The following is a 14,943-nucleotide window of genomic DNA, read 5'->3' on the forward strand; positions in this document are numbered from 1 at the left end:
CCGTCCTCTATCTCGGCAGGAATTCGAAGTGAAAATACCGGCGGAGAAGCGTGCTAACGGACAGTGAAAATCCCCCTCGTGTTACATATCAAGGAAGGTTTTCGCTGCTTTAACGCAGCAATTCTAGTGTACCAGTCCCCTATTTCAAAGTCAAATGAAATGGCGAACAATTGGTAATCGCACTAGTTTAATGTTCGGAATTAACCCCATATTCCCTCGCAAAAAACCGGGGCTGCCTGTCAAAACTAGCTTGACGGCTAACCCCGGTTTAATTGCACGATAGAATTAAGGCTCTACATATCGTATTAGGAATCTATTTATAAGTCCATATTAACTAGTAGTTGATGAGCACAGAATCTTCTCTATTATCTAGAAAAAGATAACGTAACTATCATCTACATCGCAAAGGCATCATTATGTGCCCGCTCATAGTTAACGAACTTATTGAAGTTTTTGAGGAACACCAGCTCAACCGTACCTACCGGACCATTACGCTGCTTGGCGATAATAATCTCGATAATATTTTTCTTCTCGGTCTCCTGGTTATAGTAGTCATCCCGGTACAGGAAGGCTACGATATCGGCATCTTGCTCGATCGAACCCGATTCCCGCAAGTCACTCATCATCGGACGTTTATCCTGACGCTGCTCTACACCCCGGCTCAGCTGGGACAAGGCAATAACCGGAACTTCAAGTTCCCGGCCAATCTGTTTCAGTGTACGCGAGATCTCTGATACTTCCTGCTGACGGTTCTCGCCCGCTTTACCGCGGCCGCTGATCAGCTGGAGGTAGTCGATCAGAATCATGCCAAGACCTTTTTCTTTTTTGAGACGACGGCATTTGGCACGAATATCGGCTACCGTAATCCCTGGTGTATCATCGATATAGATCTCTGCTTCGTTTAATGCAGCGATCCCCATCGTCAGCTTTTGCCAGTCCTCATCACCTTTGAATTCACCGGTACGAAGAACCCCTGCATCTAGATTGGCTTCCGCACAGATCATACGCTGTACCAGCTGCGCGGCTGACATCTCCAGACTGAAGATGGCTACCGTCTCTTGCGCCCGAATGCCAACATTCTGAGCGATATTCAAGGCAAAGGCTGTCTTACCTACCGAAGGACGCGCAGCTACAATAATCAAGTCACTACGCTGGAATCCGGCAGTCATCTTGTCGAGATCGATAAATCCGGACGGAATGCCTGTTGTGGTTCCCCGGTTCTGATGCAGCGTCTCGACTTTGTCGAACACTTCCATCAGTACATCCTGAATGGCGATAAAACCGCTGCTGGAACGTCGGTTGGAAATCTCCAAAATGCGCCGCTCTGCTTCACCGAGCATCGCAGCAACGTCTTCACCGCCCGTATAGCCTTCACTAACAATCTGCGTAGCTGTACGGATCAAGCGCCGCAGCATTGATTTTTCTTCAATAATCTGTGCGTAGTAATCCACGTTGGCAGCCGTAGGCACACCATGAGCCAGCTTCGCTAGATAGCTAACGCCGCCAATGTCCTCCAGCTCGCCTTTATCCTTTAGACGCGAAGTCAGCGTGACAAGGTCAATCGGTTGATTTTCCTCTCCAAGCTGGATCATCGCTTCAAATATCAATTGATGGGGCTTATCATAGAAATCCTCGGTTTGCACCCGTTCCATCGCTGTAATCAGGGCCTCGCCCTGTAACAGGATTGCACCCAGCACAGCCTGTTCGGCTTCCAGGTTCTGTGGGGGAATCCGGTCGAATAACATTTCGCCGCCCATCTTACTCCTCCGTTACCTGTACCTTCAAGGTAGCTTTCACTTCAGGGTGAACCTTGACGGTTACTTGCGTTACGCCGAGTGTGCGAATAGGCTCGTCCAGCTCAATTTTGCGTTTGTCGACTTTCAGACCTTTTGCAGCCAAAGCTTCAGCGATTTGTTTGCTTGTAATTGCACCGAACAATCGGCCGCCTTCGCCGGATTTTGCTTTCAGTTCAGTTACTTCTGCTTCCAGCTTTTTGCCGAGTACTTCCGCTTCAGCCTTCTCTTCCTGCTTGCGTCTTTCCTCCGCTGCATTCTGGTTATCCAGCGTCTTCATGTTACCGTCTGTTGCCAAGCGTGCCATTCCCCGTGGCAGAAGGAAATTCTGTGCGTATCCCTCGGATACTTCCTTCACTTGTCCTTTTTTCCCTTGACCTTTTACATCTTTTATAAAAATGACTTTCATTCGAACAGCCCCTCTTCCTTTTCGATTTCAGCCAGTACGTTCATCAGCCGTTTTTCTGCCTCTCCAAGCGTTCCTTCCAATTGCACGGCAGCATTCGTCAAATGTCCGCCACCGCCAAGTCTTTCCATGACGACCTGAACATTCATGCGGCCCAGTGACCTTGCACTGATGCCAATCAGTCCATCCGGACGCTCACTAATAACAAATGAAGCGACCACATCCGTCATATTCAGCAATGTGTCTGCCACCTGGGCAATCATCATCTGTGAAATCTTGCTGCCGGGATCCGTGACCGCCAGCGCAATATTCCCGTATACCATTTTAGCATGCTTTATGATTTCTGCCTTAGCAATATATTCTGACAAATCCTCTTTCATGAGACGCTGGATCATAATGGTGTCTGCACCACTGCGGCGCAGGAAACCTGCGGCTTCGAATGTCCTCGAACCTGTATGCAGTGCAAAATGCTTTGTATCCAGCGTAATCCCGGCCAGCAGGGCCGTTGCTTCAAGCGGAGTGAATTGTACCTTGTCATGAATATATTGCAGGAGCTCAGTCACAAGCTCCGCAGCCGAAGAAGCATATGGCTCCAGATAGATTAATACCGCATCGTTAATAAATTCCTCTCCGCGGCGGTGGTGATCCACCACCACGACGCGATTGGCCGATTGCACAAGCTTCGGTTCCATCGTCATCGATGCCTTATGGGTATCCACCACCACGAGCAACGTATGCTCCGTCATCATTTGTGTCGCTTGTTCAGGTGAGACGAAGGCTTTGGACAATTTCTCATCCTTGTTCACCTGCTCCATTAATCGTTCGATGGATGGGTTGATTCCATCCAGGACGATTCTTGCTTCTACATTGTATAAGCTTGCTGCCTTCCACACGCCGATTGAAGCTCCGATTGCATCCATGTCGGGCATCTTGTGACCCATGATCAGCACTCGATCGCTCTCCTGCATCAAATCACGCAAGGCATGGGCAATTACCCGGGCTCTGACCCGTGTACGTTTCTCCACAGCATTGGATTTTCCGCCGTAGAAGGACAAGCGTTGTCCGGACTTCACAGCAGCCTGATCCCCGCCGCGTCCAAGCGCCATATCCAAACTGGACTGTGCCAGTTCACCCATCTCACTGATCGTATCCGAACCAAATGCGAGTCCAATACTGAGTGTCATCGGAACTTTAAGATCCGCCGTCATCTCTCGCACTTCATCCAGAATGACGAAACGGCTCTGTTCGAGCTCCTGCAGCGATTTATGATTCAGCATCATCAGATAGCGGTCGGAAGAGAGACGGCGTAAGTAAACTTCATATCTCTTCGCCCAGGATGTAATCTCGCTTGTTACCCGCGCAATAAGCGCAGTACGCTGCTGATCGTCCATTCCCTGTGCTGCCTCGTCCAGGTTATCCAATACCAGAATACCCAGTGCAATGCGTTCATTCTCATATTTATCGCGCAGTATGGCAAGCTCCGTAATCTCGTAAACATATACATACCGCTCCTGCGGATTATGAATAACGCCATAGAACCGGTCATCCAACTGGAACTCATCATGAAGTTCCTTGGCCGGTTCTTTGGTTCCATCCTTTTTTTCTTTCGGCTGAGGCAGCTTCGGGAAAAGGTTAAGCAGTGGATTGCCCACCATCGTCTTTTCCTGAAACATCTCCCCAACGAAACGGTTGTGCCACTCTACCGTACGATCCTCGCTGTACAGCACGATCCCGAATGGAAGCATGCTGATTGCTTCGCCCTCCATTCGTTTGATCCGAATAGACAGGCCGTTAATGTAGTCGTTAAGCTCGCGGCGGAACGCCATCTCCGCCTTAATCATGACGATTCCCAGCGCTGAAGCCAGTATCAGACTAATCAAACCAAGCGCCCAGTTATAGATGGTCACGAACATAACAAGCAGAAGCAGCAGTATGAACGCCCATACGGTATAGTAGCCGTGCCAGCGTTTCTTCAGAAATTTAGGCATGACTCATCACCCTAACGTTTTGGTCTCGATATTGCCTCGCGAAGCGGGAACGCCAGATCGATAATCCCGATAATCCGAAGCGGCCCAATGAAGAAGACCGCAACCGCCAGCAAATACGGTATAACCGGGTTCCACTTCTTCGCATGTGCCAGGAAGAAGAAGAAACCGATGGCTTGAATCATGAAGCCCAGATTAATCAAAGGCGACAAGTTCATCGCAATCATGGTCCAGTATGTCCCATCGCTCTGTCTGGAGATGACCTCGAAGAGCAGTGCCAGGAAGTAATACCAGATCAGAGCACGAGGCATACGCCATTCGCGCGCTGGTGGCAGCTTCGATACGGATACACCCATCACATTCAGAATAGGACGAGCAATCACGTGTGTGATAAGCGACATCACCATGGATGTCACAACCAAAGCGAACGGAATCATGAGTTGTGTCTGCCTTGCGACATCCTGAGTCATTTCAGGTGTCCACGCAAAGCCATTTACCATTTGATTAGACGTATTCGTTAGTGGTTCAATTGTAAGTCTCACCACATCATCAATATAACTCGACAGATCGAATTGGAAGATGACACTTCCAATCAGCAAGAGCAGCAGGTATTCTGCCAGCATGGCTCCGGTTCCTGCCAATAATGCGAACAAGGCCGATTTCCTTTTCTTATAGGCATTACCCATAATGATCGCAGGCAGGGTGAATAGCAGCAGCAGTAATAAATAGATCGGATGAAACAAGACTAATATGACCGCTACCGGAACAAGGTGCCATATAAATGATTTTACAGATAAGGAAGCATACAAAATAACTCCGGGTACCATCATGAAAAATATGGCGAGAACCGATAAAGGAGTTAACAGCGAAAGCAGCAAGAGCAGGTATACTGCGCTCCAGACGGCTGACTTCAAGCTAAATTTCAACAAATTCACCTCTTACGCATATGATCTTCTAGCGCGGATATATCCTGGTACCAGTCTTCAAGCTGGTGACCTTCCGATTTGTGCTTTCTCAACTTCTCAATTAACAATGCATCCAGATCCTTGAAAGGAATACCGAGCCTGCGGCCCAATATGTAACTACTCATCATCAGACTGGCGAGACTGTCCCCGATGCGGGAGGTACTGCCTTCCCATAACGCTTTAAACAATCGGGATACCTGGTCAAGTACTTCGGTTTTCAGCCATTCAATCACTTTAGCGCGTTTGGCTACATCCAGTTCTTTAGGCATATTGGCGAAAGTCACTCTCCCCGAAAAAGCTTTATTCTCCATTATAGCATAAAAAGGGGGTCCACAAAATCATCCCCCATGGCAGGAAAATGCCCGCGCTTCTTATGCTTCCTAATGCTTAACATGATACTGAGAGGCTCTGATTATCCGCGTTCACTGAAGCTTAATTTCAATTAATGATTTCTTACTTGGCTTTCATGGACTCTTTGGCAACAATGCCTTCACAGTATTCAATGATCTGACTGCGCCGCACAATACCAATAAAACGTTCCATATCATCGACCACAGGCACAAAGTTCTGTACCTTGGCCAGATTGATCAGGTCTTCCATATTGGCATCAATGGATACTGGCTTAATATCGAGGCGAAGAGGTACATCTTTGAGCAGAAATTTTGAAGCGTTTTCAAATGTAATCTTTCCCTCAGCGTTTTTCATATACCACAATAGATCGCCTTCAGTGACCGTGCCTATATATTTGCCTTCCTTATTCAAAATGGGTACCGCCGTAAACCGGTGATATTCCATCCGTTCCAACGTTTGCCGCAGAGTAGAATCCGACGTTACACAGGTAACCTCTTGCTTAGGCAGCAAAAAAAATGCGATGTTCATACCCTTACGTATCCTCCTTGTATTTCTACTTCAAGTTACGCCTCAACTTATATTATACGGATCAAAACGCAAGATGTTCCAAAAGGTTGAAATCGCCCTCCAATGAAAAAAATCAGCAGCCCGCTCATTAACGTACTGCTGATTGTAGTCATAAACAAGGTCTGTATGGAATTCATTAGTCGATCGCTTGCCGGTCTGGAACCATGACTTCACCGGCTGGGGTCGATTCATCCATCCAGTTGTTAATCAGCTCTTTGGCATATTGGACATCCTTCTCATCCGCCTGACCATAATAAATACCGTCTTTGCGCATTCCTTCGCCGAGAATGGTGAAGCTCGAGATTTGCGGTTTATCCTGGGTCATGACCTGTTTGGCCAGATCAGTAATAAATGATGGCTGCATGTCTGTCTGGAAGTTCTCTCCCATAATCTGAATCAATTCCGGGATTTTCGTAATCTGATTCAAACTCAGCATTTCGTTTGCCATGGCGTTCAGGAAAATCTGCTGCCGTTTGGTACGATTAAAATCACTATCCTCACGGTATCTTACATAATACAGGGCTTCCTGACCATCATAGATCGGCTTGCCGCCTTCAATCGTGAATTGTACGTGATTCGGATCCTTGTTCACGATATCCTCTTCAATCGGCAGCTTCACCCCACCAAGCGCATCCACGACCTTTTTGATTCCGTCAAAATTGATCGTTGCATAGTAGCCTACATCCGCATCCAGAAACTTCTCCACCGTATTGATGGACATATTCTCCCCTCCGAAAGCGTAGGCATGCGCAAGCTTGTCGTAATCATCTACGCCATCCTTGTTGGCATCACGTCCAACAATCTGTACATAAGTATCACGGGGGATGGATACGAGCAATACACGTGATTCCTTCGGTCTGACCACGGCATAAATGACCGTATCCGAGCGACCACGCGTTTTCTCGTACGCACGTTTGTCAGAACCAAGCAGCAGCACCGAAAACGGCTCTTTGCGATAGACGGTTGGGTCAGGCGTTTTATTTCCCTCCTGCGGAACATACGATTTGGACAATTGGCCCTCTACAGAGCCTGCCAGGAACAGGTCAAATGCAGCTACAGCAAGCTGCTGGCGAAACAAATACCCGCCAATCAACAAAACAACGAGCGACACGAGAGTTATATATATGCCTTTTCTTCTTTTCTTCTTCTTTTCTTTAGTTCTGCTTTTCATTCATCGATTCCTTCTTCACTGTCAAAATGAAATTCGATACTACATATCATTAAACGTCTGAAACTGCTTATGACACGGTGCTCTCTGAACTTTTCTTTATCTTGGACAGGAACAACGCTCACGCTCGTTCTATTTTAAACATTGCTACAGGACGAAAAGTTACAATACGGTTAAATTGAAAAGAACAGCACTTCCTTTTGGTTCGTTCAAAGGTTAGGCTGTTCTCTTCAAATTATACGTATATCTATTCTATAAGGTCAATTGGTGGATACTGTATTCACACGTTTGTTTTTCTCTCGTGTACGCAAACGTCCAGTGATCAGGGCAGCTGCCAGGGTCAGTATACTGAAAATAACGGCAGACCAGAACAGCCCGTTGTAACCTTGACCGGTCGTTTGATGAACGGCTTGGAGCAGCACATCCCGAATACCCGGGTCGGGAATTTGGGACAATCCTTCCGTCAGACTCGCCACATCGCTTCCCGATGCTCCGCCTGCTCCTGAGGCATATTGTTGAAGCACTTCTGGAGGAACCTGGATTCCCTGATCCGCAAGACCTGTCTGAATATTGGAGCCCAAATTGGAGAACGAGCGGGCGAGAAATCCTGCGAAGATGGTAGGTGCAATGGCCATTGCCATTTGGCGGAATAAGGAACTGGTTGCCACGGCAATGCCCTTGTTGTTCTCACCAGCCTGTTCCGTGACGAGCACGTTTACCGGCGCCCCCAGCATCATGCCGAAACCGATCCCCACAAGTACACTCGCAATCACAAACTGCCAGATATGCTCTACCCATAGCGGGAATAGCAAGAATCCAATGGCAGACAGCAAACCAGCGACGGATAAGGTCCAGATCGGTCCTTTGCGGTCAACCAGGTAACCACCACCACCTGCGCCAATTCCTGATGCCAAGGCAAGCGGGGTAAACCAATAACCTGAAGCCGTACTGGATACACCCAGATATTGCTCCACGAAGCCTGGAATGAAGATTACGGATGCCAGAATCGCTCCCGAGAAAAAGGCAATCAGCAGCGTCCACCGAAAGGACGCAATGCCAAGAAGTTGAGTAGATACGACAGGTTCACGTTGTGAGCCTTCCAGCCTTTTTTCCAAAAAGTAAAAGAGCACCAGAATAACCACACCTGCCAGGAAGAAACCATAGAACATCGGAGAACCGAGGCTCTGCAGCATATCTACACCGTCCAGATTACTGAAGCTGTACATCAAACTCAGTACCCCGAGTGTGAGAACAGCAATACCACTCCAGTCCACAGCAGCACGGTTTAGCTCCTGTTCTTCATGGATGAATCGAATGCCCGCGATAAATAAGAGGATTGCTATCGGTACATTAATGAGGAATAACCAGTGCCAGTTTCCCGTAATATCCAAAATAAAAGCACCAATGTTCGGTCCCAGAATGGCAGCCACACCATTCATGCCTCCAAGCAAACCCAAGGCTGTTCCCTGACGTTCAGCGGGAAACTTGCTCAGCACATACGAACTGGCAATGATAAAGATCCCGCCACCACCCAGCGCCTGAATGACACGCGCAACCAGGAAGAAGGTAAATGATGGACTCATTGCGACAAGCAATGAACCTATGCCGAACAATGCGACTTCAATTAAAAACAGCTTTTTGCGGCCATAACGGTCCGACAGCTTCCCTGCAATCGGTACACTCACCGCAAGACCAAGCGTATAGAGAGTAATTGTCCATGCTCCCCACGTCGGAGATACTCCAAATGAAGCATTTAGCGTCGTCAGCGATGACGTGATAATACCATTATCGAGTGCAGCCATGAATACCCCTATCGCAAATAAAATGAGCGGCCATTTCATTTGTTTTTGCATCTCTACTTACCTCCCCGATCAGATCACAATTGCCCAGCATATGCCGGGATGTTACATATATATTAAACAAAATAGAACATTAATGACTCACTGGTCATTTTAAAACAAACGGATTTCATATGTCAATTCATTAATATGAATTTACACTGGTTATTAGCATAATTTTAATGAAAAAAAGCTGCCCCCAGATTGTGTTTGAATCTAACCTGAGGGACAGCTCGCCGCCTTATAAAGATTACCTATGGCTGCTTAATTTAGCGAAACAAATAACTTGGATGTACACTATTCCTGCATCAGGTGACGATTGAGGAATTTCTCAATGGCTCGATACAGATCAAGCTGATTCTCAACATTAGCGAAACCATGACCTTCGTTCGCTTTTAACATGTAAGGTACATCCACACCACGTTCGCGCAGTGCTTCCACGATCTGATCAGACTCTGCCTGTTTAACCCGCGGATCATTCGCACCCTGTACGACAAATAACGGTGCCTTCATCTGATCGATATGGAACAATGGTGAGGCTGCGGTCAGCAGCTCCTTGTCTTTCACCGGATCACCCATGCGCTCATAGAACATGTTCCGCTCAGACTCCCAATAGGGTGGAAGGGAATCCAGCAGGGTGAACAGATTGGAAGGTCCCACATAGCTAATTCCGGCAGCATACACGTCCGGCGTGAATGCCAGTCCGGCTAGCGCTGCGTAACCTCCATAAGATCCTCCATAAATGGCTACACGTTCTGGATCAACTGTCCCTTCTTTCACCAGCCAGTTTACGCCATCCGTAAGATCGTTCTGCATCGCTTTGCCCCACTCTTTGTTTCCTGCATCCAGGAACGCTTTGCCATACCCGGTGGAGCCACGGAAGTTCACCTGCAGTACAGCATACCCGCGGCTGGCAAGGAACTGGATTTCCGGACTGAAGCCCCATGAGTCACGAGCCCATGGACCGCCGTGCGGGACAACAACGAGTGGTAGCCCGGAAGCTTCCGCCCCGTTAGGTAGTGTCAGATAGCCATGAAGGGTTAAACCATCACGTGACGTATAGGTCACAGGTTTCATATCCGACATTTTGCTCTCATCAATCCATGGTGCAGCATCAGCCAGTTTATCCAGCTTGCCTGTCTTCGAGTCGTAGAAATAATAGGTGCCCATCGACTTGTCACTATAAGCGGCGAATAGGACCTGACCTTCTTCGCTCATGTTGGAAATGCTAACTTCCTTGCCGGGCACTTTGGATTGAAGATCCTGCATTAATTTTTTGAACTCGTCATCGAAGAATTCATAGTTTACCTTGTCTGTCTCATAAACTGCTGCAAGAATTGTCCCCTTCTCTTTCGAAGGTACGAAGCTGGTTACATCCACATCTTTGTTTTCATAAATGGTTCTAGTTACCTTCTTGGTGCTCGGGCTAAATTCCACGATAGCTGTTTTATCCCGATCCAGGTTGGACGCAACATAGATATTTTTGTTGTCATAGGTGAACATCAGTGGAACAAACGTCTCTCCTAGCTCTGTGGTTAGCAATGGCTCAAACGGTTTATCCTCCGAATCACGATACATTAACGAGGATACGTTGCCATCACTGGATACGGCTACACGAATCTTACCTTCGTGATCTGTTAACCAGCCCGAGATATTACCTGGATTCTCAGCAGCAAGCACAGCTTCGCCTGTCTTAATGTTGATGCGGTATACATCAAAGATCCGAGGATCACGTTTATTCATGCCCACCAAAATTTCATCTGGAATGCTCTCCAGTGGATCAACCAACATGGCTCTTGTATTGGGGTATGGGGTAAGATCCTTGCTGTTTTTCCCATCAATATCCGTAACATAAATATGATAATTCTCGTCCCCGGCTTCATCCTTCACATAGAGCAATTTGTCATCGGTAGCCCATACAAAGGCAGCAATATTGCGATCGGTTTCACTTGTAATCCGGATTGGCTTGCCTGTACCGTCATTTTCCTTAACCACAACGTTCATACGGTTATTCCACGGTTCCAGATACGCCATATGTTTGCCGTCCGGTGACATCTGGAATCCAGCCTGAGCAGGCTGCTTGAAGAAATCCTCTAATGGTGTAAGACCCTCCGCTGCTACATCAAGCCCTAGTGCCAGATACAATGCTTCGGCAAATTCACCATGAGTTACTGTACCCTTGGCATTAAACGCAGTGCCTTCAATGATAAAATGCTGCTTGAGGCGGACCGCATCCTCGGCATGCACTGCGGGAATCTGTTTCATATCACTGTATACGACCTGAATTCCGTTATCCTTCAACTCAAATGCACGGGTAAATAATGAGGCCATCTGTGCTCGCGTAAGGGGTGCATCCGGTGCATAGCCTTTGGCTTGTCCCTGAATGAGACCACTCTGCTTCAATGCATAGATGGCTGGTGCGGCTTCATCTTGAGCCAGAACATCAGCGAAGCCTGTAAGAGAAGCAGGTGTATCCAGCTTAAGTACACGTTGTAAGATAATTGCTGCTTGAGCACGTGTTATCGGTGTCTGTGTTTGTTGCATTCCATCTGTTGTACCATCTATGTATCCCAGTTGCTGGAGCGTCTGTGCTGCCTTCGAAGTTATGGCTTCAGCAACGGCTGCTGTAGGCTTGCTTGCTTCGGCTGCCAGAACTGCAGGCTGAATCAGAGCAATCGACATGGCCATGGTTAGCGTTACAGCATATACCTTCTTGCTAATTGCGTTCAATATTAAGTCCCCCTTATAAGTGAATTACAGAATAATTTGGAATTATTCGTAAATCATTTTACCATGATAATCCATAAGTTTACAGTTAGGGGAATACGGCAACATTTAATTCTTTGAGCCAGAGAAACCATAATTGAGCAGTTTGCGCGTTTCGTTAAAACGGCTTTCACGGCTTTCTGTACCAAATACGACCGAGATTAGTCTTTTGCCATCGCGCTCTGCTGTTCCTACAAAGTGGTAGCCTGTAAGTGGATCATAGCCAGTTTTCAATCCGTCATTGCCATCGTAAGCGTAAGGTCCTCCAATGGAGGATAGCATCCAATTCTTGTTACTCATATAAATCCCTTTTTGATGCATGGATACCTGAGTTTGGCTGGAGACCTGAAGTACTTCGGGGTAATTTTCAATCAGATATTGTGCAAGTTTGCATGCATCCGTAGCTGTCATGACGGTCTGTCCCTGAATTACATCAGGACGATGAGGACCTAGCTGTTTCTCACTTAGTCCCGTGGAGTTCCTGAAGACGGTATCCATTGACATGCCAATCTCCGAGGATTTCTCGTTCATCATCTGTACAAATGACTGCTCTGTACCACCAATATGCTCTGCAAGCGCGACAGCTGCATCATTAGCGGAATACACTGCCATCGTCTGGAAAAGCTCCTGTACTGTAAATCTCTCACCTTGCTTAAGTGCAACCTGAGTGCCTCCCACCGAACTGGCGTACAGGCTAACATTAACCGCATCATCCCAGCTTGCCTCGCCATTCATAACAGCTTCCATGACGAGAAGCTCTGTCATCAATTTGCTGATACCTGCAGGGGCCATTTCTATTGAACCGTTATAATCCATCAAGATCTTGCCTGTACTCAAATCCATCAGTACCGCAGATTCCGCCTTGATTCCCGGTTTGCCTATCAGTATGTCCGGTTTAACACCCACATATATAATGACCAGCAGAGCCAGCAGCATTCCTGCCCGTTTCCACCATCTTTTCATCCGTGAATCACCTCTTATAGATATAGACGAATGAAAGAGGCATTTGGTCTGCACTTTTTTGCAAAAAAGTTAAATTTTTTTTATTTTTTTGTCATCAAAAAAACATGGACTCTATTCACCCCATGCCAGAGTGATAGAGTCCATGTTTTAATTGACACTTTTTATCGTACCCAGAGGAATTCATTTACCCGATCTAGCAACCGACTTCGTCAAAGGACCCCAATCCTTATGGTTGCTATATAGATTCGAAAGTAACCTTTCCTTGAGAACAAGGCACTTATAGTTAGAATAAGAAATTCATAATTACTCAGCCACTACTGGTTTATCTGCGTTAACAGCCAGATCGTTCAGGTAGATACCTGTTCCATCACCAATCGCGTAGTTCATCACACGTTTGTTAACTGGTGCTACTACAGCACGGTACAATGTCGGGAATACTGGAACTTCATCGACCATGTACTGCTGCCATTCATTGTAGATCTCTTTTCGTTTCTCTACATCGAATGCTTCAGCAGAGATACCTTTTGCGAGCAATTCATCATTTTTCTCGCTTGAGAATCTGGAGAAGTTATACAGTGCATCGCGACCATACAAGCCTGCTGGGTCTACGTCAATACCAACGCCCCATGCTGCTTGATATACATCGATGTTTGGATCATCTTTACCTGTGTTACCTACACGGTCATAGAAGCTGTTAAACTCAACCATTTCCAGGTTCACTTTCAGACCGATTGCTGCCCAGGATTGAACATAATAACGTGCCAGTGGTTCAGCGGTGTCGCCACCTGTCATAGATACGAAATTGATCTCAAGTGGCGATCCATCTGGATTGGTACGGAATTCTCCGTCCAATTTGTAGCCTGCTTCATCAAGCAAAGCTTTTGCTGCTTCAGGATCATAGGCTACACCTGGATTGTTGGAATCATGGAATTCAGGGTGAGACGGCGGAATCAATGTTGTTGCGTTCCAACGCAGACCGTTGTAGAAACGTTTACCGACTTGGTCGTTGTCTACAGCCATCCACATCGCTTTACGCAAGTTTTTGTCGGCCATTTTTGCATCAGGATTCGTTACAACTTTTCCGTTTTCTTCATCCCATGTACCCAGTTTGAAACCGATGTACGTATAAGCACGGTCGATTGCACCCAGGAATTCCACATTGGACATATCTGCATTGTCTTTATATTGATCTGTAGGGAATGCATCCACGAGGTCTACCCCGCCAGATTTCAATTCTTGAACAACCGTTGTTGGGTTGATAACTTTCAAAGTCACTTTATCCAATTTTGGAGCTCCACGCCAGTAGTCTTCATTTTTCACAAATGTTACAGACTCACCTGGAGTGATGGTTTCCACTTTAAATGGACCAAAACCGATTGGAGTTTCACGAACTTCTTTGGAAGAGGACATTTTTGCTACATCCATATCACCGAAGATATGTTTAGCCAGCGGATATGTCCATACGCCACCTGTCAGCAGGGACGGTGTAGATTCTTTGTATGTGATGCTGATTTGTTTGTCGCTCAGCACTTTGATACCGGAGATCGTTTTTGCTTTACCAGCATGGTATTCATCCATACCTACTACACTTGTGAAGTTGGAATCGTAACGAGGACCATCATAAGCCTTGTTACCGATAACTTCATAAGCAAATTGCAAATCTTCTGCTGTTACCGGCTTACCATCATGCCAGTTTACATTATCACGAATGGTCAGTGTGAACGTTTTGCCATCTTCGGATGTTTCATACGTTGCTGCACCATCATTAGTGTATACATAGTCTTTATCCCAAGTCAGCAAACCTTCATCGAACCAACCCAGAACCATCGCATCCGGATTACCGGAGTAGAAGTTATAGTTTAGTGTTCCTTCAAACGCTGTGTCGGACACGAGCCCGTAAGTGATGGATCCACCTTCAATGGCAGTGCCCTCGTTGGTTTTAACATTGTTAAAATCCTCGATGGAGTATACGCCTTCTTCGTTAGCAGGCTTCTCCTCTGTCTTCGTCTCCCCTGTGTTCGAAGAAGGCGTTGGTGTTGCTGCCTCTTTCTCCGAGCACGCCGCAAGCGCCAGTACGAAGACCAACATCATCGTGAAAAATAGTCCCCGTGAAAAAAATCTCTTTTTCATGAACCTTTCCT

11 protein-coding genes are annotated in these 14,943 nt (G+C 46.8%); all 11 read right to left on the bottom strand.

All coding sequences use genetic code 11. The features are described 5' to 3' along the window. Positions 1-395: 395 nt before the first annotated feature. The gene (gene dnaB, locus PIL01S_RS11155; RefSeq protein ID WP_095290580.1) at positions 396-1,757 is read right to left on the bottom strand and encodes a replicative DNA helicase; all 1,362 of its coding nucleotides are present in this window, start codon (positions 1,755-1,757) and stop codon (positions 396-398) included. A 1-nt stretch (position 1,758) separates the two neighbouring features. Beyond that, on the bottom strand, positions 1,759-2,202 hold the full coding sequence (gene rplI, locus PIL01S_RS11160) for a 50S ribosomal protein L9 (RefSeq protein ID WP_095290578.1): 444 nt from the start codon (positions 2,200-2,202) through the stop codon (positions 1,759-1,761). Continuing rightward, the gene (locus tag PIL01S_RS11165; protein ID WP_127537597.1) at positions 2,199-4,187 is read right to left on the bottom strand and encodes a DHH family phosphoesterase; all 1,989 of its coding nucleotides are present in this window, start codon (positions 4,185-4,187) and stop codon (positions 2,199-2,201) included. The genes rplI and PIL01S_RS11165 overlap by 4 nt, the downstream gene beginning before the upstream one ends. Before the next feature lie 11 nt (positions 4,188-4,198). Further along, positions 4,199-5,110 carry a DUF2232 domain-containing protein gene (locus PIL01S_RS11170; RefSeq protein ID WP_127537598.1) on the bottom strand — a complete coding sequence of 304 codons (912 nt, stop codon included), beginning with the start codon at positions 5,108-5,110 and terminating at the stop codon, positions 4,199-4,201. A 5-nt stretch (positions 5,111-5,115) separates the two neighbouring features. Then, complete coding sequence (locus tag PIL01S_RS11175; RefSeq protein WP_095290575.1) at positions 5,116-5,418, bottom strand: MazG-like family protein; 303 nt, start codon at positions 5,416-5,418, stop codon at positions 5,116-5,118. Between the two features lie 184 nt (positions 5,419-5,602). Then, complete coding sequence (locus PIL01S_RS11180; RefSeq protein ID WP_127537599.1) at positions 5,603-6,028, bottom strand: CBS domain-containing protein; 426 nt, start codon at positions 6,026-6,028, stop codon at positions 5,603-5,605. A 175-nt stretch (positions 6,029-6,203) separates the two neighbouring features. Next, positions 6,204-7,238, bottom strand: coding sequence for an LCP family protein (locus tag PIL01S_RS11185; RefSeq protein ID WP_127537600.1), 1,035 nt, complete (start codon positions 7,236-7,238; stop codon positions 6,204-6,206). Between the two features lie 257 nt (positions 7,239-7,495). Further along, complete coding sequence (locus PIL01S_RS11190) at positions 7,496-9,088, bottom strand: MFS transporter (RefSeq protein ID WP_127537601.1); 1,593 nt, start codon at positions 9,086-9,088, stop codon at positions 7,496-7,498. 282 nt (positions 9,089-9,370) lie between these two features. Next, the gene (locus tag PIL01S_RS11195; RefSeq protein ID WP_127537602.1) at positions 9,371-11,803 is read right to left on the bottom strand and encodes a S9 family peptidase; all 2,433 of its coding nucleotides are present in this window, start codon (positions 11,801-11,803) and stop codon (positions 9,371-9,373) included. Positions 11,804-11,908: 105 nt separating this feature from the next. Beyond that, positions 11,909-12,802 (bottom strand): D-alanyl-D-alanine carboxypeptidase family protein, encoded by an 894-nt coding sequence (locus PIL01S_RS11200; protein ID WP_127537603.1) that lies wholly within the window; start codon positions 12,800-12,802, stop codon positions 11,909-11,911. A 303-nt stretch (positions 12,803-13,105) separates the two neighbouring features. Further along, a complete protein-coding gene (locus tag PIL01S_RS11205) occupies positions 13,106-14,932 on the bottom strand; it encodes an oligopeptide ABC transporter substrate-binding protein (protein ID WP_127537604.1) in 1,827 nt (608 codons plus the stop codon). Between the last annotated feature and the right edge of the window lie 11 nt (positions 14,933-14,943).

The organism is Paenibacillus illinoisensis NBRC 15959, assembly GCF_004000925.1.
In the GTDB taxonomy this organism is placed as follows: domain Bacteria; phylum Bacillota; class Bacilli; order Paenibacillales; family Paenibacillaceae; genus Paenibacillus; species Paenibacillus illinoisensis.